This window comes from Paenibacillus alkalitolerans (assembly GCF_016482785.1).
GTDB classification, from domain to species: domain Bacteria; phylum Bacillota; class Bacilli; order Paenibacillales; family YIM-B00363; genus Paenibacillus_AE; species Paenibacillus_AE alkalitolerans.
The window spans coordinates 22280-46911 of the sequence record NZ_JAEMXM010000025.1; the positions used below are offsets into that span (position 1 = coordinate 22280).

General features: G+C 52.0%; 24 protein-coding genes and 1 pseudogene. 19 read left to right on the forward strand and 6 right to left on the reverse strand.

Annotation, left to right across the window (positions count from 1 at the left end; genetic code table 11):
- The first annotated feature begins 40 nt into the window (after positions 1–40).
- Together JET16_RS25230 and JET16_RS25235 are read left to right on the forward strand one after the other, a co-directional pair.
- Positions 41–1450 carry an ABC transporter substrate-binding protein gene (locus JET16_RS25230; protein ID WP_199621818.1) on the forward strand — a complete coding sequence of 470 codons (1410 nt, stop codon included), beginning with the start codon at positions 41–43 and terminating at the stop codon, positions 1448–1450.
- A 28-nt stretch (positions 1451–1478) separates the two neighbouring features.
- Positions 1479–4655: an alpha-mannosidase gene (locus JET16_RS25235; protein WP_199621820.1), complete on the forward strand. Its 3177-nt coding sequence runs from the start codon at positions 1479–1481 to the stop codon at positions 4653–4655.
- A 60-nt stretch (positions 4656–4715) separates the two neighbouring features.
- Here the strand turns inward: JET16_RS25235 and JET16_RS25240 are convergent, their stop codons facing one another.
- Positions 4716–5402: an alpha/beta fold hydrolase gene (locus tag JET16_RS25240; RefSeq protein ID WP_199621822.1), complete on the reverse strand. Its 687-nt coding sequence runs from the start codon at positions 5400–5402 to the stop codon at positions 4716–4718.
- Positions 5403–5578: 176 nt separating this feature from the next.
- Between JET16_RS25240 and JET16_RS25245 the strand changes: the two genes are divergently transcribed.
- From JET16_RS25245 to JET16_RS25255, 3 genes are all read left to right on the forward strand, one after another.
- Positions 5579–7102, forward strand: coding sequence for a methyl-accepting chemotaxis protein (locus JET16_RS25245; protein ID WP_199621824.1), 1524 nt, complete (start codon positions 5579–5581; stop codon positions 7100–7102).
- Positions 7103–7633: 531 nt separating this feature from the next.
- Complete coding sequence (locus JET16_RS25250; protein WP_199621827.1) at positions 7634–7804, forward strand: hypothetical protein; 171 nt, start codon at positions 7634–7636, stop codon at positions 7802–7804.
- Complete coding sequence (locus JET16_RS25255) at positions 7798–8427, forward strand: LysE family translocator (RefSeq protein WP_199621830.1); 630 nt, start codon at positions 7798–7800, stop codon at positions 8425–8427. The genes JET16_RS25250 and JET16_RS25255 overlap by 7 nt, the downstream gene beginning before the upstream one ends.
- Positions 8428–8547: 120 nt before the next feature.
- On the opposite strand, the gene JET16_RS25260 is transcribed toward JET16_RS25255, so the two are convergent.
- Positions 8548–9435, reverse strand: coding sequence for an AraC family transcriptional regulator (locus JET16_RS25260; RefSeq protein WP_199621833.1), 888 nt, complete (start codon positions 9433–9435; stop codon positions 8548–8550).
- A 199-nt stretch (positions 9436–9634) separates the two neighbouring features.
- On the opposite strand from JET16_RS25260, the gene JET16_RS25265 reads away from it, so the two are divergent.
- The 13 genes from JET16_RS25265 to JET16_RS25320 all read left to right on the forward strand — a co-directional run bounded on the left by JET16_RS25265 (position 9635) and on the right by JET16_RS25320 (position 20512).
- Positions 9635–10969 (forward strand): ABC transporter substrate-binding protein, encoded by a 1335-nt coding sequence (locus tag JET16_RS25265; protein ID WP_199621836.1) that lies wholly within the window; start codon positions 9635–9637, stop codon positions 10967–10969.
- 53 nt (positions 10970–11022) lie between these two features.
- Positions 11023–11922 carry a carbohydrate ABC transporter permease gene (locus JET16_RS25270; RefSeq protein ID WP_199621839.1) on the forward strand — a complete coding sequence of 300 codons (900 nt, stop codon included), beginning with the start codon at positions 11023–11025 and terminating at the stop codon, positions 11920–11922.
- 15 nt (positions 11923–11937) lie between these two features.
- Entirely contained in the window at positions 11938–12765 is an 828-nt protein-coding gene (locus JET16_RS25275) for a carbohydrate ABC transporter permease (RefSeq protein WP_199621842.1), read from the forward strand.
- 22 nt (positions 12766–12787) lie between these two features.
- Positions 12788–14770 (forward strand): glycoside hydrolase family 127 protein, encoded by a 1983-nt coding sequence (locus tag JET16_RS25280; protein ID WP_199621845.1) that lies wholly within the window; start codon positions 12788–12790, stop codon positions 14768–14770.
- Between the two features lie 200 nt (positions 14771–14970).
- Positions 14971–15204 (forward strand): hypothetical protein, encoded by a 234-nt coding sequence (locus JET16_RS25285; RefSeq protein WP_199621848.1) that lies wholly within the window; start codon positions 14971–14973, stop codon positions 15202–15204.
- A 438-nt stretch (positions 15205–15642) separates the two neighbouring features.
- Positions 15643–16260 (forward strand): response regulator transcription factor, encoded by a 618-nt coding sequence (locus JET16_RS25290; protein ID WP_199621851.1) that lies wholly within the window; start codon positions 15643–15645, stop codon positions 16258–16260.
- A 195-nt stretch (positions 16261–16455) separates the two neighbouring features.
- On the forward strand, positions 16456–16629 hold the full coding sequence (locus tag JET16_RS25295; protein ID WP_199621854.1) for a hypothetical protein: 174 nt from the start codon (positions 16456–16458) through the stop codon (positions 16627–16629).
- A gap of 65 nt (positions 16630–16694) precedes the next feature.
- Positions 16695–17090, forward strand: coding sequence for a hypothetical protein (locus tag JET16_RS25300; protein WP_199621857.1), 396 nt, complete (start codon positions 16695–16697; stop codon positions 17088–17090).
- 8 nt (positions 17091–17098) lie between these two features.
- Positions 17099–17275 carry a hypothetical protein gene (locus JET16_RS25305; protein ID WP_199621860.1) on the forward strand — a complete coding sequence of 59 codons (177 nt, stop codon included), beginning with the start codon at positions 17099–17101 and terminating at the stop codon, positions 17273–17275.
- A gap of 51 nt (positions 17276–17326) precedes the next feature.
- A complete protein-coding gene (locus JET16_RS25310) occupies positions 17327–18052 on the forward strand; it encodes an SDR family NAD(P)-dependent oxidoreductase (protein ID WP_199621873.1) in 726 nt (241 codons plus the stop codon).
- A 32-nt stretch (positions 18053–18084) separates the two neighbouring features.
- Complete coding sequence (locus JET16_RS30340) at positions 18085–18279, forward strand: hypothetical protein (RefSeq protein ID WP_233532237.1); 195 nt, start codon at positions 18085–18087, stop codon at positions 18277–18279.
- Between the two features lie 24 nt (positions 18280–18303).
- Positions 18304–18723 carry a ThuA domain-containing protein gene (locus tag JET16_RS30345; protein ID WP_325176778.1) on the forward strand — a complete coding sequence of 140 codons (420 nt, stop codon included), beginning with the start codon at positions 18304–18306 and terminating at the stop codon, positions 18721–18723.
- A gap of 211 nt (positions 18724–18934) precedes the next feature.
- Positions 18935–20512, forward strand: coding sequence for an alkaline phosphatase D family protein (locus tag JET16_RS25320; RefSeq protein ID WP_199622012.1), 1578 nt, complete (start codon positions 18935–18937; stop codon positions 20510–20512).
- A 76-nt stretch (positions 20513–20588) separates the two neighbouring features.
- Here the strand turns inward: JET16_RS25320 and JET16_RS25325 are convergent, their stop codons facing one another.
- Positions 20589–21293, reverse strand: a complete 705-nt coding sequence (locus tag JET16_RS25325) for a class I SAM-dependent methyltransferase (protein WP_199621876.1) — start codon at positions 21291–21293, stop codon at positions 20589–20591.
- A 192-nt stretch (positions 21294–21485) separates the two neighbouring features.
- Here JET16_RS25325 and JET16_RS25330 point away from each other — a divergent pair, with 192 nt between their 5' ends.
- A complete protein-coding gene (locus JET16_RS25330; RefSeq protein WP_199621879.1) occupies positions 21486–22343 on the forward strand; it encodes an arylamine N-acetyltransferase family protein in 858 nt (285 codons plus the stop codon).
- Between the two features lie 707 nt (positions 22344–23050).
- Here the strand turns inward: JET16_RS25330 and JET16_RS25335 are convergent.
- The 3 genes and pseudogenes from JET16_RS25335 to JET16_RS25345 all read right to left on the reverse strand — a co-directional run.
- A pseudogene (locus JET16_RS25335) lies at positions 23051–23323 on the reverse strand (MarR family winged helix-turn-helix transcriptional regulator); the annotation flags it as partial.
- Positions 23324–23397: 74 nt separating this feature from the next.
- The gene (locus JET16_RS25340) at positions 23398–23874 is read right to left on the reverse strand and encodes a DUF2306 domain-containing protein (RefSeq protein ID WP_199621881.1); all 477 of its coding nucleotides are present in this window, start codon (positions 23872–23874) and stop codon (positions 23398–23400) included.
- 71 nt (positions 23875–23945) lie between these two features.
- Positions 23946–24593, reverse strand: a complete 648-nt coding sequence (locus JET16_RS25345; protein WP_199621883.1) for a TetR/AcrR family transcriptional regulator — start codon at positions 24591–24593, stop codon at positions 23946–23948.
- Positions 24594–24632 lie beyond the last annotated feature (39 nt).

Below are 24632 nucleotides of genomic sequence, written 5' to 3' on the forward strand. Positions count from 1 at the left end.
TATAATGGTCGTGAAGCAAGTACAAAAGGAGGGGCGATTCATGGTCAAAAAGTGGCTTGGAACGACACTGGCCGTTATGCTGGCCTTCGCTATGGCGGCATGCTCGTCCGGCGGCGCGGACACCGGGTCGAACGGCGGCGCGGATGGCGGCGGTGAAGCGGCGAACGGTTCGGATAACGGCGGCGCCGCGAAGGAGAAAGTGAAGCTGCAGTACTGGACGATCGACCGGCATGACGCGGATTATATCGAGCGGGTGATCAAGCAATTCAACGAGACGAATAAAGACAATATTGAAGTCGAGATCAAGATTATGGCCGACAATTACGCGCAGACGGTCGATATGGCCTATGCCAGCAAACAAACGCCGGACATCTTGAAATTTGATCCCAATTTTATGTTGAAAGGGTATCTGGAACCGCTTGACGAATATGTATCCGACGAGATGAAAGCGAAGTTCGACGGGCTTCTGCATGAAGAATCGAACATGCTGCAAGGAAAGATCTATTCGCTGCCGAATTCGGGAAGCTCCTGGAGATTGATTTACAACAAGGAATTGTTCGCCAAAGCCGGCGTGGAACCGCCGAAGACGTTGGATGAAATGGTCGAGACGGCAAAGAAACTGACGGAGGCCGGCAAAGCGGACGGAGCTTACGGCATTGCGAACAACTTCAAAAGCGGAGGCGCCTTCCACCGGTTCGGCATGACGATCGGAGCGGTGCTGAACGGAACGATGGAAGGATACGATTACAAGTCGGGACAATTCGACTTCTCCGTGATGAAACCGATTACCGAGGCGTACCGTCAAATGTTCTTGGACGGCAGCATGATTCCGGGCGTGGAAACGCTCGATATCGATCCGATGCGGGCGTTGTTCGCGGAAGGCAAAATCGGCATGTATGTGAACCATTCGGGCGAGCCCGGCGTATATAAAAACCAGTTTCCGTCCAAAATCGAGTGGGCTGCGGCGCCGCTTCCGTCGCTGGACGGCACGGTGCCGGGAGCATCGCTGGTGCGCGGGGGAACGTGGCTTGCGATCAGCAAGGAATCGAAGCATAAGGAAGAGGCGTGGAAGTTCCTCGAATATATGTACGGCGACGAAGTGTTGACGGGCTACTTCGAAGGGGGATTCGGACTGTCGATCGTTCCTTCTGTGTTGGCCAAGGACGTCAATCCCGATATTCCGGGCATTGAAGGATTTCTTCCGAGCGCCGACGATGCCTTGTATCCGCCGCATCCGACCGGGGCGGCCCAAGCCGTGCTGGAAGGTCCGGATTATCAGGTGGAACTGACCAAGTATATATTCCAGGGCGGCGATTTGGATAAAATCATCGCCGATCTGAACGAACGGTACATCGCCGCGTTGAAGAAGGCGAGAGACAACGGCGATACGACGATACAACCGATGCCCGATTTCGATGTGAACGCCATTCGCGGAGCTCTTGTAAAGTAATACCGATACGATAGTGGAGGAACGGCGCATGTTTTGGACAGAAGAGAAGCTGCAGGCGAGAATTGCCGAATTGGAACCTTACCGGTACCGGGATGCGATCATGATCGAACGATTCCGGGCGCAAGAAGATCCGGAAGGGACGATCGGCGCATATCCATCCGAAGGCGGATCGTGGGCGAACATGCGCATATCGGATGAATGGAAAGGGCGCGACAAGTACTTGTGGCTGGCGGCCGATCCGTTCATTCCTTCGGAGTGGCGGGGGCGGCAGATTGTCGGCCGGTTCGATTACGGCACGACCGGCGGGGGGAACAACAGCGGATTCGAATCCCTCTTGTTTGTCGACGGGCACCCTTATCAGGGCGTCGATTCCAATCATACGGAAGTTTTTCTGCCTGATCATAAAGCGGGTCAAACGATCGCTCTCCGGTTTCGCCTTTGGTCGGGACTGAACGGTTACGGCAAGAGGGAAGACATCGCGCATAAGCTGCAGCATGCTTCCGTCTGCTGGTTGGACCGGGCGGCCGACGATGTGTATTATACCGGCAAAGCGGTGCTGGATACGGTGAAGGTGCTCGGGGACAGCGCTCCGATCCGGCATGCGCTGCTGGATGCGCTGGACCGCTCCTTCCTGCGCATCGATTGGTCCCGGCCCGGCTCGGACACGTTTTATGCCTCCGTGTCGGAGGCGCGGCGTGTGCTGAACGAGCAGCTCGAACAGATGAGCAAATCGGATTCCTACACCGTGACCTGCGTAGGTCATACGCATATCGATGTGGCCTGGCTTTGGACGCTTCGGCATACGAGGGAGAAAGCCGCCCGTTCGTTCTCGACCGTGCTTAGGCTCATGGAGCAATACCCGGAATATGTGTTCCTGCAAACTCAGCCTCAACTGTACGATTACATGCGATCGGATTATCCGGAAATTTACGCCGCAATCAAGGAGCGCATCAGAGAAGGCCGGTGGGAGGCTTCCGGCGCCATGTGGCTGGAAGCGGACTGCAACATACCTTCCGGCGAGTCGCTCGTCAGACAGCTGCTGTACGGCACCCGGTTCCTTCGCGAACAGTTCGGCGTGGAATGCGCATATTTGTGGTTGCCCGACGTATTCGGCTACAGCTGGGCGCTGCCGCAAATACTCGTGAAAAGCGGAATTACCGCCTTCATGACGACGAAGATCAGCTGGAACCAGTATAACCGCATGCCTCATGATACTTTCTATTGGCGGGGAATCGACGGCTCCGAGATACTTGCGCATTTCATCACCACGCCCGATCCCGGCGGCCGGGAAGGGCGGTTTTATTACACATACAACGGAGTCATCACACCGGAGACGGTGACGGGGATATGGGAGGCGTACCGGGATAAGCCGATTAACCGCAATCTGCTTCTCGCGTACGGCTATGGTGACGGAGGCGGCGGCGTGAACCGGGAGATGCTGGAGATGCGGCGAAGGCTCGACCGGCTGCCCGGATTGCCGAAGGTGACCGCCGGCCGGGCGGATGCGTATTTCACCGAGCTTAAGCAAACGGTGGACAGCGCCGGCCGCTACGTTCACACTTGGGACGGAGAGCTGTATCTGGAGCTGCACCGCGGCACGTATACGAGCCAGGCATACAACAAGCGGGCGAACCGCAAGCTGGAGCTGCTGTACAGGGAATGCGAATGGCTGCACGCTTTCGGCGCCGTGCTCGGCCGGGACTGGTCATCGTATCCGGCCGAGGACATCCGCTCCGGTTGGACGATTGTGCTGCGCAATCAGTTTCACGATATAATTCCCGGATCGTCCATTCGGGAAGTGTACGAGGACAGCCGCCGGGAGTACGGGGAGGCGGAACGGATAGGCCGCCGCGTCTGGAACGAGGCGGCTGCGCGTCTCGCGGTTTCCGGTCCGACTCCGGACGGCGGGAAAGGGATGCGGACGTATACGGTGTTTAACGGCGCTCCGTGGGAGCGGGACGACATCGTCCGCATCGAGCGGGGGCCGGACATGGCGGAGCATGGCTGCTGGCATGCGCCGGACGGCGCAAAGCTTCCTTCGCAGCGTTGCGGCGACGGCTGGTACGTTCGGGTCGGCGGCATTCCTCCGATGGGCTTCGCCGCTATCCGGTATGAAGCGCAGGCGCAGGCGCCGTCCGACCAGCACTCGGATACGCCGTTCGTCTGGAGCGGACAATCGATGCAAACGCCGTTTTACGATATTTCCTGGGACGGGAACGGGCACATCAGCCGTCTCTACGACAAGCAAGCCCGCCGGGATGTGCTGGCTGCGGGCGGTTTGGGCAATGAGCTGCAGGTGTTCGAAGATAAGCCGAAAAGCCGTCATGAAGCGTGGGATATCGATATTTTTTATTCGGAAAAGATGAATCTTGTAACGGATTTGGTTGAGATGCGATTGGCCGAATCGGGGCCGCTGCTGGCGGCCGTCGAATTCGTGTGGTGCTACGGGGATTCCGTCATCCGCCAGCGAATGATTCTCTACACGCATAGCAAGCGGATCGACTTCGAGACGAATGTCGACTGGCACGAACAGCGGCAGCTGCTCAAGGTCGCATTCCCGGTCGCTGTCAGGGCGACCGAAGCGACCTTCGATATCCAGTTCGGCAACGTCAAACGCCCGACGCATTGGAATACGAGCTGGGATTACGCTCGTTTCGAGACGGTGGCTCATCAATGGGCGGACTTGTCCGAGCGGGGATTCGGCGTAAGCCTGCTGAACGACTGTAAGTACGGTTACGATGTGAAGGACCTCACGCTGCGGCTTTCGCTCATTAAATCCGCCATGGTACCCGATGAAACGGCCGATCAGGGGGAGCACGAATTCACATACGCCTTGCTGCCGCATCAAGGCGATTGGTTCACCGGGCGAACGGTGCAGGAAGCTTGGTCGTTAAACAACCCGTTGTCCTGGGTTGAAGGGGAGGGTCCTTTCGGCCGAATGTCGTTGTTCTCGGTGTCCGCGGACCACGTGATGATCGATGCGGTGAAGAAAGCGGAAGACGAAGACGCGGTACTGATCCGGCTGCACGAATTCTCGGGAGCGAGCGGTCGGGTGAAGCTCTCCGGCGGGCTGCCGTTCGTCTCATGGACCGAGTGCGATCTGATGGAGCGCGCCATCGCCGAACCGGTTTCCGGTCCGGTTGCTGAATTCGATATAACGCCGTATGAAATCAAGACGTTCTTGGTCAAGTTTGCCGATCGGTGAAAGCTCGAGAACAACTGCTGCGGAATGGTCGCGGTGCTGCACCGCGGCCGGCCGCTTTCATTAACATTGGGACAGAAACTTATTAAGAGCGAGAGCCAGTTCGTCCGGTCTGCTCAACATCGGCAAATGTCCTGTTTCCAGCGCTTCGACATGCTGCGGAGCAAGATTGGAAATCATTTGATCTTGCAAAGACGAGCTCATCTCCCGGTCATTCGCCAACTTTACATATAGTTTGGGCACGTTCGGAGCCGTCGCTTCCGACCGGTCCGTATAAACGCGAATCGATTCCGCCACGAAGCTTCCCGCGACTTCCGCCGCTTGCTCCGGTGTAACATCGCTGCATAATCCTTTAAGAATGGCCGATTCGGGCGGTTTCGTCCCGAATATGCGCATAAGGACACCCGTTAACATACGCTGGGCAAAAGGCAGAACCGACAGAAACGAGCCCCCCTGTTTGGGAATAGCGGCGCCGACCGCGGCAAAGCCGGCCAGCCGTTCCGGCATATCGCCGGCAACCTTAAGGGCGACTACACCGCCCAATGAATGCGCCACGATAATGAATTTTTCAACTTCCCACGCTTCCAGCCGCCGTTTAATATGCGAGGCATAATCTTGCAGTGTAAGCTTGCGCCTGTTCTGAGGATAATCAATCAGCAGAAACGGGGCGTTTATTCCGGCGGCAACCTGCTCCCATATTTCGCTTTTCAACCCTGCTCCCTGAATGAATACGACACCGACAGTTCTCATTATAATGTGATTCTCCTCTAATATTTAATAATCCTATTATATAAATACTTTCATGACAGACCGTGTCAGTGGAGATTTTATTTTCGTGTGAGGTTTATATTATTCTGGAAATATATTGATTTATATTGTAAATTAATCAGGTAGGTCAAAAGTCTCCCAGTTGAATGAGGTGTATTATGGTTAGCGAGAAAAATAGAGTCATGCTTATTATTTCTGTATTAGTGGTTGCGTTATCATTAATTGTTCATTGGCTGCACCGCGGGCTGCATCTTTTCAGCGGGACGGGCCATGCGGCCGACGGGTCCTTGTCGTGGCTGCAAAACTCGTTTCTGATTATTCCCGCGGTCACTGCCGCCGTCGCATTTGCACTGATGCGTATCAGCTCGAGCCACCCGTCCGTCCCGTTGTTGAATACGCTCTCTTTGACTATGGCGAGCATTTCGATGATTGCAGGCGGCGGTGGGATGGTGGAGTATCATTTTTCCATCTTTATGGTGCTCGCCATCATTGTATACTACGATAAAATTTCGCTGCTGCTTGTAAGTACCGTTCTATTTGCGGCGCAGCACCTCATCGGCTATCTCTCGTTCAGAGAGTTGGTTTATGGAACCGCGGACTATTCGTTTTCCATGGTAATCATACATATTTTATTTGTCGTGCTGTTTGACGCCGGAGTAATATATCAGATTTTAGTGCGGAGAAAAGTATCCGAGTCAGCCGAAAAATCGCAGAACGAGAAGCTGCGGCATACGGTTGAAACGATCATTCAAAATATATCGGCCTCGTCCGCGGAGGTCACCGGAAACTCGAAGCAGCTGCTCGAAACGTCCACCCGGCTGAACCAATTGTCTGCCGAAGTATTGGGTATTATGAAAGTACTGTCGGATGTATCGAAGCAACAGGATGCGGGAACGAGGGAAAGCTCGAGAGCGATGGGGGAGTTGGCGGCCGGCATTTCCATGATAGCGGACACTTGCGGCCGTGTCACGGAGGAGACGGTGCAATCGTCGTTGGAAGTGAAGAAAGGCAGCCAGTCGATTCAATCCGCCATTGCCGTAATGGCGGAGGTCAGCGAAGTCATGCAATCCGCAACGGAAAAATTCGGCATTCTGGAACAGAGGTCGTCGGAGATTGAAGGCATAACCGCCATAAATAACGATATTGCCGCACAAACCAATTTGTTGGCGCTGAATGCGTCGATCGAAGCGGCGAAAGCGGGCGAACACGGGCGGGGCTTTGCGGTCGTTGCGCAGGAAATCCGGAAGCTGGCGGATCAGTCGAACCGGGCAACCGACCAAATTGCGCAAGTGGTCGGCGAAATTCAACTGGAAATTCAGGTGGCGAAGCAATCGCTGGAGAAAGTGTTGGCGGAGGTCGAACAAGGAAATCGCGCGGTATTGTCATCGGGAGACGCCTTCCAACGAATCTCGCAATCGATTCTATCGGTCGTCGACGGGATGAATACGGTAGCTTCCACATCCGAGCAGCTTTCCTCAAGCACGCAAGAGATTACGGCCACCTTCGAAGACATCACCCAAACATCCGGGAATGTCGCAGACAGCGTAAAGAACGTATCGGCGCTCTCGGATGAACAAATCAGGTGGATTCAACAATGCAACGAGCTTTCGTCGAAGATGGAACAGCTCAGCAAGCAGCTGAATGAGGTTATCGTCATCACCCGGCAAACGTTTATAAAGTGAATTCCGATCGGACAGGGCTTTTTACTATAGGGACGATCCAAGAGGTTCCCTTGACACACACACCCTCTTGCGGGATCCCTATGTTCCGATATGTGCATGGCTCCCCTCCCCGATACTCTCACACTCTCGTGCGAGCACTGTCCCTTTGGTTCAGAAAATGCGCAAAGGTCGTCAATACAGGGACAAACTAACAATGTATGAGCTGTCGGGATAGTGTGCGCATGAGGAGAGACGGAACATGAAGTCGGGGAAAGCGAGGATCAAACGATCTGAAACTAAGGGATAGTGTGCGCATGAGGAGAGACGGAACATGAAGTCAGGGAAAGCGAGGATCAAACGATCTGAAACTAAGGGATAGTGTGCGCATGAGGAGAGCCGGAACACGAAGTCGGGGAAAGCGAGGATCAAACGATCTGAAACTAAGGGATGTGTGCGCATGAGGAGGAGACGAATGTGAAGTCGGGGAAATATTAGAACGGATGAACGGAACATCTGAAACAAGGGGAGAGCGTGCGAAAGAGGTTGCGAAACGTGAAGGAACTTTTTCTATTGCGGCGCCGCACCCAGGATTCTGGTACAGTGTATGCAGTAGAACGTTCAGAGGGAAGTTTTTGCGAAATGGAAAAAGAGCTTGGTATTGCGGGAAGAGTTGCATACGATGTGGAAAAATGCGGAGCCGAGAGGAGTGATGTGAAATGGTGAGTTCCGGTACGTTGATTGCCTTTGCAATCGTTTCACTCGGCATGGTTTGTTCTCCGGGGCCTAATATGATTTACCTGCTTTCCCGTTCCGTTTCGCAGGGACGGGCGGCTGGTGTGGTCTCGCTGCTAGGAGTTATTCTTGGATTCGTATTTTATATCATCGCAACCATGCTCGGCCTATCTGCGCTATTCCTGATAGTCCCGTACGTCTATGAAACTGTAAAGTGGGCGGGGGCCGTCTACTTGCTCTGGCTCGCTTGGAATTCGGTGAAACCAGGTGCCGCTTCCATTTTTAAGCCTCACACGCTCTCAGTTGAACCTCCGAAAAAGCTATTCTTAATGGGATTCATGACAAATCTGCTAAACCCGAAAATTGCCGTTTTGTACGTGTCGCTGCTGCCTCAGTTTGTAGATCCTTCGCGAGGATCGGTGCTGTTGCAAAGCGCAACATTAGGTCTCACGCAAATTGTCGTCAGCTTTGCGGTGAACCTGCTGATTGTTCTTGCAGCAAGTAATGTCGCTTCTTGGTTTGGCACACGCCCGATGTGGCTTCGTATGCAGCAGTGGCTTATGGCAAGCGTGCTGACGGGTCTTGCGGCCCGACTTGCTTTTGATCGCAGATAGCTAACTCACTGCTCTTGTTTCACATTGATACAACGTGGTGCAATCGCGTCGCACGAAGCCTCCCCATAACATCAGTTTTATCCACCAAATGTACAAAATTGTCCTCCTGCGCCGACGATTCTAGTGATTGTTCAAATGAGTGCGGTAGAACGCGGTCCGGTATTCGGTCGGCGTAATATTTTCGTACTTCTTAAACAGCCTCATGAAATACTTCTCGTCGTCGATGCCCACAATCTTCGAGATTTCCTTGATGCTCTTTCTGCTTCTCGACAACATATCCTTCGCCTTCGATATTTTCATCAGATGAATATACTCCTGAAGATTGATGCCTGTCCGTCTTTTAAACACCCTGGACAAATAGTCGCGGTTATAATTGAATTTCTCCGCAATGTCCGAAACCGAAATGTCGCTCATCGCGTGAATTCTGATCCATTCGATGATTTCGGCTATATGGCGCTCTCCTTCGGATTTTTGCTGCGTAAGAAAGTAGTCGGTGATCGTCTGTTCCGACAGCTCGATGAGCAGAGAAGTCATTACGTAGTTTGCGCTTTGCAGCGTGTAGTAGTTCGAGTTGACGACATGCTGCAGCTGTTGAAACATGATATTGATTTTCTCAATCCCTTGCGGCGTAAAAAACAAAGGGATATATATGTTGGATATGCGCCTTTCGGAGTCCGGTTTTTTGATCTCAGCCACTTCCTGCTCCATCGCCGCATCGTCTATCAGCTCGTACGAAGCGGGAGCGAAGTGAAACCAGAAGAAAGACACCTCTTTCTCGCAAACCTTGTTTCCGCCGTGAACCCGTTTGGGCAGCAGCAGGAGCACATTTCCGGGACGCACCTCGTAATCCGTATCTTCGGTGCTGATGTGCAGACATTTATTCACGCCGATAATGATTTCGAAATCGTCGATCGATCTGCGGGAATGCGTCCAAGGCACATTGGAAATAAATTGTCCGGACGAAATAAATTCAAGCGGGCGTTCGATGCCGGTCTTCAAATATAACAAGGTTCCATCCCTCCAATAAGCGAATATCGATCCTGAAGATATAGTCAGTTTTATCCACCAAATATCATGGTTGGGCTACTTACAAGCAAACAGCCGGATGATATGATATTTTTGCAAGCGTTTGCAAGCGTTTGACAGTAGCATGCAACTGCAGTTTGCATTAGTAACCTGAACAAGAAAGTCGAAGGAGGGTTATGGATTGAAAAAGCAGCGATTACGAACTTTGGCTGCCGTCTTGTTCTGCGCGCTCATAGCTTCGGCATGTTCCGGCGGCGGCGGAAGCACCGCAACGAACACCAATGAGGGCGGCTCCGGCGGAGGCGACGGCAAAACCGTCACCTTGAAGTTTATGGGATGGGAAGCCAGTCCGCTGGAGACCGAAAGCGTAAAGAAGGGCCTCGACAAGTTTATGAAGGAGCACCCCAACATCAAGGTGGAATACCAGCCGGTGCCTGGAGCGCAGTACTCCCAGAAGCTGCTGACGATGTTGGCCGGCAATGCGGCTCCGGACGTGTTCTTCCTCGGAGCGACCGATTACCGCTCATTCCAAGAACGCGACGTGCTGCTTGATCTGACCCCGATGTTCGAAACGGAAATGTCCATCGACGATTTCATTCCTTCCTCCGCAACCATCATGTCCATCGACGGCAAAATTTATGGTGTCAGCAGCTGTACCGTCTCTCCTGTATTGTATTACAACAAGGACATCTTTGATAAGGCGAATCTTCCATACCCGCCCAGCGACCCGGCGAAAGCATGGACGTGGTCCGAGTTCCGGGACGCCGCCAAGAAGCTGACAGTGACGGAAGGCGGCAAAGTTACGCAATACGGCTTCTTCGGACTGGAGAGTTTCTATATGACGGGCGCCATGCTGTTCTCCAACGGCGCCGAGCTGTTTAACGAAGACGGAACGCAAATGCGCGTCAATAGCCCGCAGGCGAAAGAAGTGCTTCAGGCCGTCCTCGATCTCAGGCTGAAAGACGGCGCCTCCCCAACCGCCAAAACATTGGAAAGCATCGGCATGAGCCCGGCCCAAATGCTGCAAACCGGCAAGGTCGCCATGATGGTCGACGGCTCCTGGGCGCTCCAAGAGCTCGCGGCCATGAAGTTTCCGGTCGGCGTTGCGTCGCTTCCGAAGTTCCAAGAGGCGAAGACGCACGGCCAAGCGCACGTGCATTCCGCATGGGCGAAAACCAAGCATCCGAAAGAGGCGTGGGAGCTCGTGAAGTTTCTCTCCTCTGAAGAATATCAGATCGATTTGATTTCCGCAGGCCTGTGGATGCCTAACCGCAAATCGCTTTATACGGAAGAAGGCATTGCGAAATGGTATAACGATAAAGTTCATCCCGAAGGTTTCAAGGAGCTCATACCGTTCTTCCGGGACGCCGAGCCTTATCCGTTCGCACTCATCCGCCACAACAAAGTGAACTCCATTATCACGGAAGAGACGGATAAGCTATGGTACTCCGGCCAATCCGCGGACGATACGGTGAAAAACATCGAAACGAGAGCAAACGAAGAACTGGCAAAATAACGCGGGAATCGCCCCGGAAGATCATTCTGGGGCTTCCTCATTGGGGGGATGACATGATTTTGGAAAGTAGAGGGCAGGTCAAGAAATTGTTTTACAAAGACGCGACCTGGGCGTTCCTCCTGCTGCTGCCCAACATTGCCGGGTTTCTCGTTTTCACGTTTTTTCCGGTGATCGCGTCCTTTTTGCTCAGTTTCACGTCTTGGGATATGTTGAAGCCGATTGAGTGGGTCGGATTGCAAAATTACTACGATCTGTGGAAAGACGAAACGTTCATTAAAGTGTTGTGGAACACGATTTATTTTTCGGCGGTTTCCGTTCCCGCAGGTATCTTCATTTCATTGTTTCTGGCCATTGCGCTCGATCAAAACATCAAATTCAAGAAGTTTTACCGAGCGGCGTATTTTCTGCCTGTCGTCTCTTCCATGGTCGCGGTCGCCGTCGTGTGGCAATGGATATATAATCCTGAGTACGGCATCCTGAATTATTTCTTGGGGTGGTTCGGGATTGACGGGCCGGATTGGCTGACCAGCACCGTATGGGCGATGCCGGCGGTCATCCTCACCAGCGTGTGGAAAAATCTCGGCTTCAATATGTTGATTTTCTTGGCCGGATTGCAGTCGATCCCGGAAAGCTATTACGAGGCGGCGGACATCGACGGAGCGAAATGGCACCAGAAGTTTCGTTATATCACGGTTCCGCTGCTTTCTCCGACGACGTTCTTCGTCAGCGTCATGTCGTTCATCGGCTCGTTCCAGGTGTTCGATTCGGTATTCCTGATGACGCAAGGCGGACCGGCCCGCTCGACCTCGGTTATTGTGTACTATTTGTATGAAAATGCGTTCAAGTACTTCTATATGGGCTATGCGAGCGCGATGGCGTACATTTTATTCTTCATGGTGTTTCTCATTACGTTGGTTCAATTTTGGCATCAGAAAAAATGGGGCGTGTATTAAGGAGGGAATTCATCAGTGAGAACGAAAGTGTCATTGCGAATTTCCGCGCACCTCATACTGCTCGCCGGCGCCGTTACGATGATTTTGCCTTTCATATGGACGGTCAGCACGTCATTGAAGCATATCGGCGAAGTGTTCGTGTTTCCGCCGACGTTCGCGGGGGAACAGTTCCGGTGGGAAAATTATTTGCGCATTTCCGACCGGTTCCCGTTCGACATCTATTTTCTGAACAGCTTGAAAATTACCGTCATCGTTACGATCGCCCAGCTTTTGACCAGCTCGATGGCAGGATTCGTGTTCGCGCGGCTCCGGTTCCGGTACCGGGAGCTGCTGTTCGGGTTATATATAGCGACGATGATGGTGCCTGCGCAAGTGACGATGATTCCGAACTTCATCATTATGCGGTATTACAATCTGGTCGACACGCATTGGTCGCTCGTGCTGCCGGCGCTCGTATCTGCGTTCGGCACGTTCCTGCTGCGCCAGTTTTTCTTGACGATTCCCGCTTCGCTGGAGGACGCCGCCAAGATCGACGGCTGCACGCCGTTCGGGGTATATTGGCGCATCTTCGTCCCGTTGTCCAAGCCGGCCGTCGCTACATTAGGCGTCTTCGTGTTTATGGGCACTTGGAATGATTTCCTGGCGCCTCTCGTTTACATCAACACGCAAAGCAAAATGACGCTTCCGCTGGGGCTCGCCTCCATGCAGGGCATGTACTCCACCGATTGGCCGGTGCTCATGGCCGGTACCGTTATCGCGATACTTCCGTTGATCGTAATCTTTTTGTTGGCGCAAGATTTCTTTATTAAAGGCGTCACATTGTCGGGCCTCAAAGGCGAATGAATCAGAGTTGGGAGAGATGAACATGGAAAATACAGAGAATGCGTTGAAGAAGCGTATGGAACCCGTGTCTTTGCGGCAGGTGAAAATCGAGGACTCGTTCTGGTCGCCCCGGCAGCGCAACATTATCGACACCGTCGTTCCTTATCAGTGGGATGCGTTGAACGATTCGATTCCCGGCGCCGAGCCGAGCCATACGATCGAAAACTTCCGCATCGCCGCGGGGGAAGCCGAGGGCGAGTATTACGGGATGGTGTTCCAGGACAGCGACCTTGGGAAGTGGCTGGAAACCGTCGGTTTCGTTCTTTCGATCGATCGGGATGAGAAGCTCGAGGCGATCGCCGACGAAGTGATCGGGCTGCTCGGCCGGGCCCAGCAGCCTGACGGATATTTGAACACGTATTACACGGTGAAGGAGCCGGACGCTCGTTGGACGAACTTGCGCGACAACCATGAATTGTATTGCGCCGGCCATCTGATGGAGGCGGCGGTTGCTTATTTCGAAGCTACCGGCAAAAGGCAATTTCTCGATATCATGTGCCGTTACGCCGATTACATCGGAGCCGTCTTCGGCGCCGAGCCCGGCAAGAAGCCCGGTTACGACGGTCATCCCGAAGTGGAGCTGGCGCTGGTGAAGCTGTACCAGGCGACCGGAAACGAGAAATACTTGGAGCTGAGCAAGTTTTTCGTCGACGAGCGGGGGCGGCAGCCGCATTTCTTCGACAAGGAAGCCGAGGAGCGCGAAGAGAAGCAGGTGAAGAGCCGTCCGAAGCGCTTCTACGATTATTTCCAAGCGCATCTCCCGGTACGCGAACAAGAGACGGCCGAAGGACACTCCGTACGCGCGGTGTATTTGTACAGCGCAATGGCCGATTTGGCCGCCGATTATAACGATCCGGAGCTGCTGGATATTTGCAAGAAGCTTTGGAAGGACGTAACGAGAAGAAAGATGTACGTGACGGGCGGGATCGGTTCGTCCTCGCACGGGGAGCGGTTTACGGTTCCGTTCGATTTGCCGAACGACCGCGCCTACGCGGAAACGTGCGCATCGATCGGCTTGATGTTTTGGGCGCAGCGGATGCTGCAAATCGAGGCGGACCGCGATTATGCGGATGTGATGGAGCTGGCTTTGTACAACGGCGTGTTAAGCGGCATTTCGTTGGACGGGAAAAGCTATTTCTACGTCAATCCGCTTGAAGTGTGGCCCGATACGGCAAACTTCCGCCACGATATGTCAAGCGTGAAGGTGACCCGCCAGCCATGGTTCGGCTGCGCGTGCTGTCCGCCGAACATCGCCCGTCTTATCGCGTCGCTGGGACAATACGCGTACTCGGTAAATAGCGGGGGGCAGGAGTTGTACGTTCATCTCTATGTCGGCAGCAAGCTTTCTGCGGACATCGGTGGCCGGTCTGTGCAGCTGACTCAGGAAACGAACTATCCGTGGGACGGACGCGCTTCGATTTCGTTGGGCGGCATGGAGCAGCCGGTCGAATTCGCTTTGGCGCTGCGGGTGCCTTCGTGGTGCGGGAAAGCGGTTGTAACCGTCAACGGTGAAGATGTTGCGGCTGCACCGGCTGAGAACGGCTACGTGTATATTCGCCGGGTCTGGCATGACGGCGACCGGGTGGAGCTGTCGATGGCGATGGAAGTGGCGGTCGTGCGTTCGCATCCGAACGTTCGGGAGAACGCGGGCAAAGTCGCTTTGAAGCGCGGGCCGATCGTGTTCTGCTTGGAGGAGGCGGATAACGGAGCGAATTTGCAGGACATCGTTCTGCCCGCGGATGCGCGGTTGGAGGCGCGTTTCGAAGAGGGGCTTCTTGGCGGCGTCACCGTCATAACCGGCGAGGCGCTGCGAACCGATCCCGAAGACATCGACGATGACGCGTTGTATATCGCCGGAGCTGCGGCCAGGCGAACAGTCCCGGCTTCCATCCGGGCGATCCCGTATTATGCATGGAGCAACCGCGGCCCGGGCGAAATGACCGTCTGGATCAGAAGCCAGGCGTAAGTCTGCCGCCTTTGGCCACCGGCGTTCAGCGGTAAGTTTTACCGCTGCACCGGTGGCAGCATCGATTTGTTTGACTTTTGCCTCTCCAATCGCGAACATTTTTTCACACACTTCTTCCACAAATTTATCCGGGTTATTCCACACTCTCCTACTAGACTGAACTCGTAAACAAAATCCACCAATTGAAGGAGAGACGGAAAATGAAGAAAAAGGTTGCAGTAATGTTGGCTTGTGTGATGATGTTCGCGGGAATCGGAAGCGCGCTCGCCCAAGAGGCGCCGGCTGTCCCGCCGGTGAACGAAAGCGCGGTGGAGGCGGTCGACGAAACGGCGGTTCAGGTCCAAAAGCTTGAAGTGTTAAAGGAGTTCCGCGACGAGCTGCATGCAGTTAACGGCAAAAGACGGCAAAAAGGAAAAGGCGCAGCTTCACATTAACGGAGCAATCGCCATCTTCGGCGACATTAACGCGAAACTCGGGTACAAGATCGTCTTGCTCGATAAGATTATTGCGATCTTGAACTGATTGCGCGAGTTCAACGCACGAACACAAGGGGCAGGGGTAACCCTGTCCTATTTTCGTTCGCTCACTCTCCCGTTCGTTCAGGAAACTCTCGTAATAGAGTTCCGGACAGGCTTATATAATGGCAGCATCAATTGCGGAATGAATCATGAAGCTGCGTCTGAGTGAAGGGGAGAGCGAGCGAAAGAAACGATAAAAGAAGAGTAAACGGTACAATCCCTCACTCCCACTTGGCGGTGCTATAATAGAGATGTTAGAAGGAGAGTGTCGGCGTGAAGCACATTTTTGTAGTGGATGACGAGAAGAGTATTAGAGATATTTTGAAAAAGTATATTGAAAACTAAGGCTATAAAGTGACCATGTTCGACAACGGCAGCACGGTGCTGCCGGAAATCGGGCGGCTTAAACCCGACCTTCTTGTGATTGATATTATGATGCCCGGGATCGACGGAATGGAATTGTGCAAACAAATTCGCAGAACGAGCGACATTCCGATTGTTTTCGTCACCGCCAGAGGCGAGGAGATCGACCGGGTGCTCGGGTTGGAGTTGGGAGCGGACGATTACTTGACGAAGCCGTTCAGCCCGCGGGAGCTGTTGGCGCGATTCAAGAACATTTTTAAGAGACTGGAAAAAACGCATCCGAATAACGCTAGCATCGCCATTAAAGATATAGAGCTGTACAAGGATCGCAGAGTGGTGCAAAAAGACGGGCAGGAAATCAAACTGACGGCGAAAGAGTATGAGCTGTTCGAATTTTTGGCCGGGCACCGGAATTTGCCGTTCACGAGAGTGCAGCTCGTGCAAAAAATATGGGGTTACGACTATTTAGGCGACGACCGGCTTGTCGACGATTTGGTGAAACGCATCCGGAAGAAGATTCGCCAACGTAAGAGCCAGCGATTTCAAGACGCTGCAGTGGCTGGACCGGCAAGACGATTCGGACTACTTGATCGTAAGACGTCCGATTGAAACAAAGGACGGTATGGCGAAAGGCCGAATCTTGATCGCAACCAAGATCGAAGCGGTAATTCGTATGGTTTTGCCGGCAGGCATTTTACTTTCGGAGTAGGGGTATAGAATAGCGCGTGTAATGAATAATTATATACATAAGAATTTACCTTTTCATGCCCTGAAAATCTTATGTTATAAAAAAGGAGGTTTGGAATGGATCAAGCCAATGTGGAGATCTATGAATTACTATCCCTGGAAGAGTATCGGCTTTATGTGGAATTTCGAAGGAAATTAAACGTCTCGCGGTCATCGGCCGAAGCAAAGGGATACTATGTAAAAGCTCAAGACATACTGAGAAAGGCTCAAGAGCGCTTGTCGGCTCTTTGAGCCTTATTTTGTTCCAAATACAGCCAATTCGTGATAAAATGATAGAAAACAAAGGGAGCAACAGCGTGCAAGATCAAGTGATCTGGGTTATCCTGTCTCTCATTATCGGGGCTTTCGGAGGTTATTTAAACACGCTGCTTTCGTCGGAAGGTTTTCTTCCTCCGTACATATTTGAAGATGAAAACCAACGGCAGCGATGGTCGATCGGCAGTTGGAGGGAAGTAGTCCTGGGCGCTGCAGCGGGTTTCGTCTCTTGCGTTATTTCAATCGCGACTTCGGAGCCGACGATATGGACGATCGTCTTGTATGCTATACTAACCGGAATCAGCGGCGGTTCATATCTAAACAAACTTGCAGAAAAACATACGAATACGGCAATCATAGATTACAATCGGCGGCTGGATGATATGGAGAAACGTTTGAAGGAAGCAGGAAGAAACTCAGAGGGAAAAAAGGAGTGAGTTATTCCATGTGGGAATCAAAAGAAAAAGAAGCGCAGACTCAAGAACCGATTGTGCTGAACCCGAATGAGATGGAAACGTACCGTGAACTTCGCAAACAATTGAACCGGGCGCGGAGTACGAGAGAGGCAAAAGCCATCTATAACCGAATCATGGAGTTGGTCAACCATAGACAGAGCAGTTGATGAAATCCTCCCTACTAAGGGAGTTTTTTGTATAAGGGAGAGAAGATGAACATGGCGAAGGACAAAACGGCGTGCGTAACCGGCACGGACAGAGGGGTCGGACTTGCGCTTGTCAAGCATTTGCTGCATGCGGGGTATACGGTTTTTGCGGGCGGCATCATGAAAGAGAATGAAGAGACGGACCGGCTTGCACAGCAGTTCCCCGGCATGCTGCACGCATTTGTATTGGATGTGGGAAGCGACCGGAGCGTGAAGGAAGCAGCCGATTTTATCAAGAGCAAGACCGGCCGGTTGGATCTCTTGATCAATAACGCGGCGATACTCGGTGATACGAACAATACGATCGAAGACGACATCGACTTCGATGAAGTCCAGCGCGTGTATAACGTGACGGCCGTCGGAGCGATCCGGATGTCGAACGCGCTCATCCGCCCGATAATGAACGGCGGCAAGTTGATCGTCAACATTTCGTCGGAAGCCGGGAGCATCGGGCAAAGCTACCGCGAAGCATGGTTCGGCTACTGCATGGCGAAGGCGGCGTTGAATATGGGATCCGCAATCATCCATAACAAAATTCGCAAGAACGGCGGACGGGTCATCCTGCTTCACCCCGGCTGGGTCAAGTCGTATATGAGAGGCACGTTTGACGCCGCCGCGACCTATACGCCGGAAGAAGCGGCGGCCAACATTATGAGACGGATCGAGGAATACAAAGATGAGATCCGCGAAAAGCCGGTTTACATCGAAGCGGACACCGGCAAAGAGCTGACATGGTGAGCCGGACGAACGAAACGGGAGGAGAAGAGCATATGAACGAGAAGACGAACGTACTGTTGATCGGCGACAACGCTAACGCACCGTGGCACCCGTTGGAGCCCGCGCGGTTGGAGCTTGAGGCGATACTTGGCGGAGAGTTTCGGCTGGAGAGCTCGGAAGATTATAACCGCTTCGCAGCGTTGGACCCCGAACAGCTTCCGTTATGCATCAGCTATACGGACTGCTGAAACCGCGACCTTGCGCCGGAACAAATTGCCGGGTTGCTGCGGTATGTGGCGGGCGGCGGCGGCTTGCTCGCGATCCATAACGGCATTTCGGTGCAGCGCAGCGACGTACTGGCTCAGTTGATCGGCGCGAAGTTTACGGGGCATCCGCCCTACCAACCGCTGAACTACTACGGAACGGCGAAGGACCATCCGCTGCTCGAGGGCGTGGAGGATTTTGCAGTGGATGAAGAGCCGTACATGTTCGAGTTCGACCCGTTCGCCAACATTCGGATTTTCCTCGAATACGAATTCGAAGGAAAACGGATCCCCGCAGGATGGGAGCGCGCTTACGGCCTTGGGAAAGTGGTTTACTTGCAGCCGGGGCATCACGCCCCGTCATTCAAACCGGCGGCATACCGTCGCTTGATCCTTAATAGCGCGCGCTGGGAAGGACTCAGCCTGTAGACAAAGTTCCGTTTGGAACAGAGTCTGCAGGCTTTTTTTTGTCCCGCTAGCATCCCATATTCATAAATTTTTTATATACATTTAACAGACAAATAACAGTTACCGTTTACAGTCTACTAGAAAAACAATTTGAACAGGGAAAGAGGGATAAATAGTGGATAAGAGAAAATCAAACGGTCTATTCGTTTTCGAAAAATTGAACTCGGAGAGAATGGACAGGCGAAAATTTTTGCGTGCGACAAGTAAGTATGCGGCGCTTTCGCTCGGATTAACCATCGCCAGCTCGCTTCAGGGCAAAGTTGTCCTCGGGGCGGCAGAGGAAATAAGATCGTATCCGTTTACCCTTGGTGTCGCCTCCGGAGATCCGTTGCCGGACAGTGTGGTGTTATGGACCCGGTTGGCCCCCGAGCCGCTGAACGGAGGCGGAATGCCGTTTTACGACGTGCCGGTAAGATGGGAGATCGCAGCTGATGAAGGCTTTAGCAATGTCGTAAAGCATGGGGTTGAGTTCGCCAGACAACAGTTAGGACATTCGGTGCATGTTGAGGTGGACGGCTTGGAGCCGAACTCCGTCTATTACTACCGGTTTAAGGTCGGAGCGGATATCAGTCCGGTAGGGCGTACAAAGACGTTGCCGGCTTTCGGAAGCCAAGTGGACAAGATGTCATTTGCTTTTGCTTCTTGCCAGAATTGGCAGCAGGGGTATTATACCGCTTATAAACACATGGCCCAGGAAGAGCTTGATATCGTGTTTCATCTTGGAGATTACATCTATGAAGGCGGCATCAACCCGAGAGTTCGAGCGCATAACAGCGATGAAATCATCACGTTGGAAGATTACCGCAACCGCTATGCTCTCTACAAAAGCGACGAAAATTTGCGTGCGGCGCATGAAGCTTTTCCTTGGGTGGTCACAACGGACGATCATGAGGTGGAGAACAACTTCGCCGGCTTAATTCCGGAAAAGGACCAGCCGATCGAGCCGTTTATACAGCGCCGCGCTGCCGCCTACCAAGCCTATTATGAGCATATGCCCCTAAGGAGCTCCTCATTGCCTCAAGGAGCCTACATACAATTGTACAGACGGCTTTCTTTTGGCAATTTGCTGGATTTTCATGTTCTTGATACCCGCCAGTACCGGGATGACCAAGCAAACGGAGACGGCCGCAAGCCTCCAAGTCCGGAATCCATGGATCCGAACAGAACGCTTATGGGGGCGGAGCAGGAGCGGTGGCTGCTGGAAGGACTGGGTAATTCCAAGTCGCATTGGAATGTGATGGCTCAACAGGTATTCTTTGCGAAGCGGGATTTTAAGGGCGGAACCGGAGAGGAAGTAAGCATGGATGCATGGGACGGCTACCCGGCCAACCGTGACCGCATTCTAAACTTCATTAAGGAGAAAGGGATTTCCAATTTTGTCGTTCTGACCGGCGACGTCCATAACAGCTGGGCGAATGAAATCAAAGCCGATTTCGCCGATCCGTCCTCTTCAAGCATCGGCGTTGAGTTTGTCGGAACCTCCATCTCTTCAGGAGGTGACGGATCGGAAGCCAACGCTGTAAGTGAGACGGTTATGGCGGAAAATCCGCATATCAAGTTCCATAACAACTTTCGCGGGTACGTGCGCTGCACGGTAACTCCCGAAATTTGGCTGGCCGATTACCGGACAGTTCCTTATGTGAGCCGTCCTGGCGCACCGATTGCAACGCGGGCATCTTTCATTGTTGAGAGCGGCAAACAACAGTTGAACAAAATTTATGACGCTCCTTTGACGATAGCAGCGAAATAATGGGAATTCGCGGCATCAAATAAATTATTGTAGAGAAGCGATTATTATTTAAGTCCATCCTTTGCGGGATGGACTTTTATTTATTCTTCCTGAATAACGCAGTCCATAGAAATGACTCGCCAAATAATGAGTCCGGTTGTTCGATTTTTCGCATGCGTCTGAATTGGATTACCTCGAAGTCCCTAAATATCGCTTTTATTTTTTCCTCCGTATAACCTAATCCGCCTTTCAGGCTTCGCTGCCGGTATACTTCCCAATCGGTCATGTCCGCACCCATGCCTCCTAATGCGAAGCATACTAAGCCGAAGTGTCCGCCCGGTTTCAGTCCTCTGTTCAACATGTCAAGATAAGTGATTCTCCGGTGAGGGAGAATATGATGGAAGCATCCGCAATCGTAAATAAAATCGTAGGATTCCGGTTCAATAGTAAGGTCAAAAATATTTTTGCAAAGAAAATTAACCTGCTTATTGTTAGCCTTCGCACGTTCCATTCCCCAATTGACAGCCTCTTGTGAAATATCTACGGCATCCACGGTACACCCTTGTTCCGTCATATAGAAAGCATTTCGGCCGGCGCCGCAGCCTAATTCCAGAACCCTTCCCGCTTTAATATGTTGATCCTGGAAGTATTGAACTAAGTTTTCGTCCGGAGCATTCACGAAAAAGGGGATGCCTTTACCTCTGTCGGAATAAAACGTGTCCCACCACTGCCCTTCTTCTCTAAAGAGAGAGTCCAGCATATCTAACAAATCTTGCACATTATGAATTGCCTCTACGGTCATAGAGTTGTTGTCTCCTTTTGTAATCGTAATAGCGAAGCATTTCATCTAAATACGTAATTACGTAATTATTATATAACATAAAATATTGCGTGTAAATAATCGGCAAAATATTGTTGACACGTTACCTAAAGGTAACCTATTATAGGTGGCAGAGGAAAGCATCAATTCCAATTCAAGGGAGAGGTATGCGCAATGTTAACGAACGAGGAAATAAAAGCTTATTTACATAGAATCGGTGTTCCAGATGTTCAGCCTCCTACCAAAGCTTATTTATTTGAGCTTCATAAAGCTCATGTGGAGAACGTTCCCTGGGAAACGGTTGATATTTTTGCGGGAAGGCCGGCTTCCATCGATATTGATCAATCCGTGCAGCTTATTATCAGCGGCAGAAGCGGTTATTGCTTTCATCTGAACGGAGCGTTCAGCGCTCTTCTCCGTTCCTTGGGGTATAACGTTAGTTGGCACAGGGCCGGCGTCCAGCCGTTGGGAGAAGAGCCGCGGATCAATTCTTTTCATCTCGGATTAACGGTAAGCTTGCCTGAAGAACAGGAAGAGAGATGGATCATTGATGTCGGCCTTGGCGATATGCCTTATGAACCGGTGCCGCTTCAATCGGGACATTATGAGCAGGGTCCGTTAAATTACAAGGTTACGGAATCCGGCGTCGCTAAGAACGGATGGCGCTTGGTGCACGACCCTCTCGCTTCGTTCACCGGAGTGGATTACGCTCCTGAGGCCGTATACGAATTGGATGAGTTTAAGCCGAAGCATGATCATTACAGCCTTTCGCCGGAGTCGCCATGGATTAATTTGTTTCTTGTCCGGCATAGGCACGCTTCCGGAAGTAATGAACTTAGAGGCTGCATTTGGAGCAAACGGGACGGCAGCGGCATCGAAAAGATAGAGATTCGGACGAAATCGCAATGGCTTGAAGTTTTGGGTGATGTTTTCGGCGAGCGTCTGGTCAACTACAGCAACCAAGAACGGGACGATATATGGAAGAAGATTGTGGCAAAGCACGAGGAATGGAAGCGATTGAAGGGGCTATGAGCAGGGGATGGAAAAGGTTCTCGAAGGCGGACTGTCGATTATTTTTCAATGCAAGAGCAACACAGGCGATGCAGCATTTCGGAACCGCGCCAGTCGAACATGAATACCGTGATAACGATTTTGCGCATCATGATTGGGATTTCGGGCACGTGTTCAAATTTCCGTTCAGTTTTTATAACCATTTAAACAGACTTTCGGTACGAAACGACGCAGCCGTTTATGTACATTCCATTGCCAAAGTGATATGTCGAAGGAGTCGTGCGGTAGTCGGATAACTTTTATGGAAATAGGTTGTATTCAAATGGTCGTCGGATTGCCATAATTGTAGCGAATTCCGACGATCGGGATCTATTATGGCAATACTCTGTTCATAAACGGTTGTTTAGACGACAGATTACGTACAGACTATTGCCATAGTCGCAGAAGTACGAAAAAACTCACCCGATGGAATGCGAAACAACGACCATTTGTGTACATTCCGTTGCCATAATGATCATTCGCTGGACAAATGTATCACACGTTTGAAAAATAAGTTTCGTGAAGATCACCTATATTCGGACAATTAATGTCCGGATACGTTTGATACGAATGCCGGATTCAGGCGCTGAAATAATCCCGAATCCCCTAGATTTAACAAACTAGCGGTGAATTTTACCGTTTTCGCTGGGCTCACCGGAAGCAATCTGACTATAACGAACAAGAAAAATTTACTTTCGCAAAAATTCGTTTAATTTATCTATGCACTTTTCGAATATACGAATCTCCTGTTCGTCCAATTGGGAGCGAAGCTGATCATAGAATCGGAGATGCGCTTCTTCGTGGGCTGCGTTAGCGTCCTTTCCAATTTCGGTGAGTGAAATCAATGTCGCTCTCGAATCATGCGGGTGCGGCGAACGAATCACGAGTTCTTTCGCTTCCAGACGCGCGATGAGCTGCGTCACCGCGCCTTTCGTAATTCCCAGGCGCGCCGCCAGCTCGTTTTGTTGGTCGATGTAACTTTTTCCTTATCCATGCCTTTAATATATTTTCTAAACTACCCCTTGTCAAAAAGCCCTCAGACTTCTCTCTTCGCGCGGCCGCCTGTGGCACGGGCAATCGTCATGCGGATTAGCGGTGATCCGATTATCGTCGGAATGAACCATAGAAACAGCGGCGGAATGCCGGTTACCGAAGAGACGGCCTCGCCGTTTACTACGAGCACCGCGGTAATAATGCCTATATAGGAACCGAGCATGCCGCTTATGTGCGGCCGAAGCCAGTTCCTCCATCGCATCTTCCGCGCAAGGTAGCCATAGAGGGCTAACCCGTACGAGAACAAGGCAATGTAGAAAAGAAAGGCGATCTCCGACCACTTCATGACGGACATCACTACGGATGTGAGGAATACGACCACATAACTCAGATGGTATACTTCACCGGCCAATGTGTGCGCACCTTTTCGCTTTCTTGCCGAGGCCGCCAACGCTCCGGTAATCAGACAAACCGTCCCGGCCGCAATATGAACGATGAGCAACAACGAAAATAACTGCATTTTTGACCAACTCCTTAACAAATAATCGAATTTTACTGAACGGTGTTAACTAAAAGTCGAGATAATAGGGCCTATTTGTGAAAGGCCCTGTAAATCATTTGCTTCGCTTGATTTGTCAGCTTCTCCGTACGTTCGTTATCAAACATGGGCATCTGGATCGAAAGCGCGACAATTCCGTGCATCATGGCCCAAAGGATGTCGCTGTATACTTTCGGATCGCCTTCTTGCATAACGCCCCGGTCAATAGCGTCCCGCACGGCATCGATCAGAATCTCGAAGGTTTGAACGCGAGGCGCGTCCTCTCCGATGCGGGATTGGGTCAAATAATCGCTTCTCCACATGAACATCAATTGATAATAGGCGGGATTGTTTATTCCGAAGAGAACATACGCTTCTGCCAACCGTCCGAGTCTTTCCCAAGGATGGTCCCCGCTCTCCGCGGCTACCTCAAGCTGCCGTTGAAACCGGGCGAACCCGTCGTCAACGACTGTAAACAGCAGATCGTCTTTGTCGCGGAAATACAAATACAGCGTTGCCGCGGAATAACCGATCCGTTCAGCGAGCTTCCTCATGGAAAAGTGATTGTATCCCGATTCCAGGAACATTTCGCTCGCCGTTCGGAGGATATGGCTTCGAAGCTCTTCTTTTTGCTCTTTGCGGCGGCTCCGCCGGGTGACATTGCGGCGGGCCTCTGCGTCTGATGTGTCTTTCTCGGGCACGAAAACCTCCAATAAATAAACAGTGTTAATTTAAATATA

Excerpts from the sequence above, each read along its gene's own strand:
- JET16_RS25230 (WP_199621818.1), top strand. The coding sequence starts at position 41 with ATGGTCAAAAAGTGGCTTGGAACGACACTGGCCGTTATGCTGGCCTTC.
- JET16_RS25235 (WP_199621820.1), top strand. The coding sequence starts at position 1,479 with ATGTTTTGGACAGAAGAGAAGCTGCAGGCGAGAATTGCCGAATTGGAA.
- JET16_RS25240 (WP_199621822.1), bottom strand. The coding sequence starts at position 5,402 with ATGAGAACTGTCGGTGTCGTATTCATTCAGGGAGCAGGGTTGAAAAGC.
- JET16_RS25245 (WP_199621824.1), top strand. The coding sequence starts at position 5,579 with ATGGTTAGCGAGAAAAATAGAGTCATGCTTATTATTTCTGTATTAGTG.
- JET16_RS25255 (WP_199621830.1), top strand. The coding sequence starts at position 7,798 with ATGGTGAGTTCCGGTACGTTGATTGCCTTTGCAATCGTTTCACTCGGC.
- JET16_RS25270 (WP_199621839.1), top strand. The coding sequence starts at position 11,023 with ATGATTTTGGAAAGTAGAGGGCAGGTCAAGAAATTGTTTTACAAAGAC.
- JET16_RS25280 (WP_199621845.1), top strand. The coding sequence starts at position 12,788 with ATGGAAAATACAGAGAATGCGTTGAAGAAGCGTATGGAACCCGTGTCT.
- JET16_RS25285 (WP_199621848.1), top strand. The coding sequence starts at position 14,971 with ATGAAGAAAAAGGTTGCAGTAATGTTGGCTTGTGTGATGATGTTCGCG.
- JET16_RS25295 (WP_199621854.1), top strand. The coding sequence starts at position 16,456 with ATGGATCAAGCCAATGTGGAGATCTATGAATTACTATCCCTGGAAGAG.
- JET16_RS25305 (WP_199621860.1), top strand. The coding sequence starts at position 17,099 with ATGTGGGAATCAAAAGAAAAAGAAGCGCAGACTCAAGAACCGATTGTG.
- JET16_RS25310 (WP_199621873.1), top strand. The coding sequence starts at position 17,327 with ATGGCGAAGGACAAAACGGCGTGCGTAACCGGCACGGACAGAGGGGTC.
- JET16_RS30340 (WP_233532237.1), top strand. The coding sequence starts at position 18,085 with ATGAACGAGAAGACGAACGTACTGTTGATCGGCGACAACGCTAACGCA.
- JET16_RS25320 (WP_199622012.1), top strand. The coding sequence starts at position 18,935 with ATGGACAGGCGAAAATTTTTGCGTGCGACAAGTAAGTATGCGGCGCTT.
- JET16_RS25325 (WP_199621876.1), bottom strand. The coding sequence starts at position 21,293 with ATGACCGTAGAGGCAATTCATAATGTGCAAGATTTGTTAGATATGCTG.
- JET16_RS25330 (WP_199621879.1), top strand. The coding sequence starts at position 21,486 with ATGTTAACGAACGAGGAAATAAAAGCTTATTTACATAGAATCGGTGTT.
- JET16_RS25340 (WP_199621881.1), bottom strand. The coding sequence starts at position 23,874 with ATGCAGTTATTTTCGTTGTTGCTCATCGTTCATATTGCGGCCGGGACG.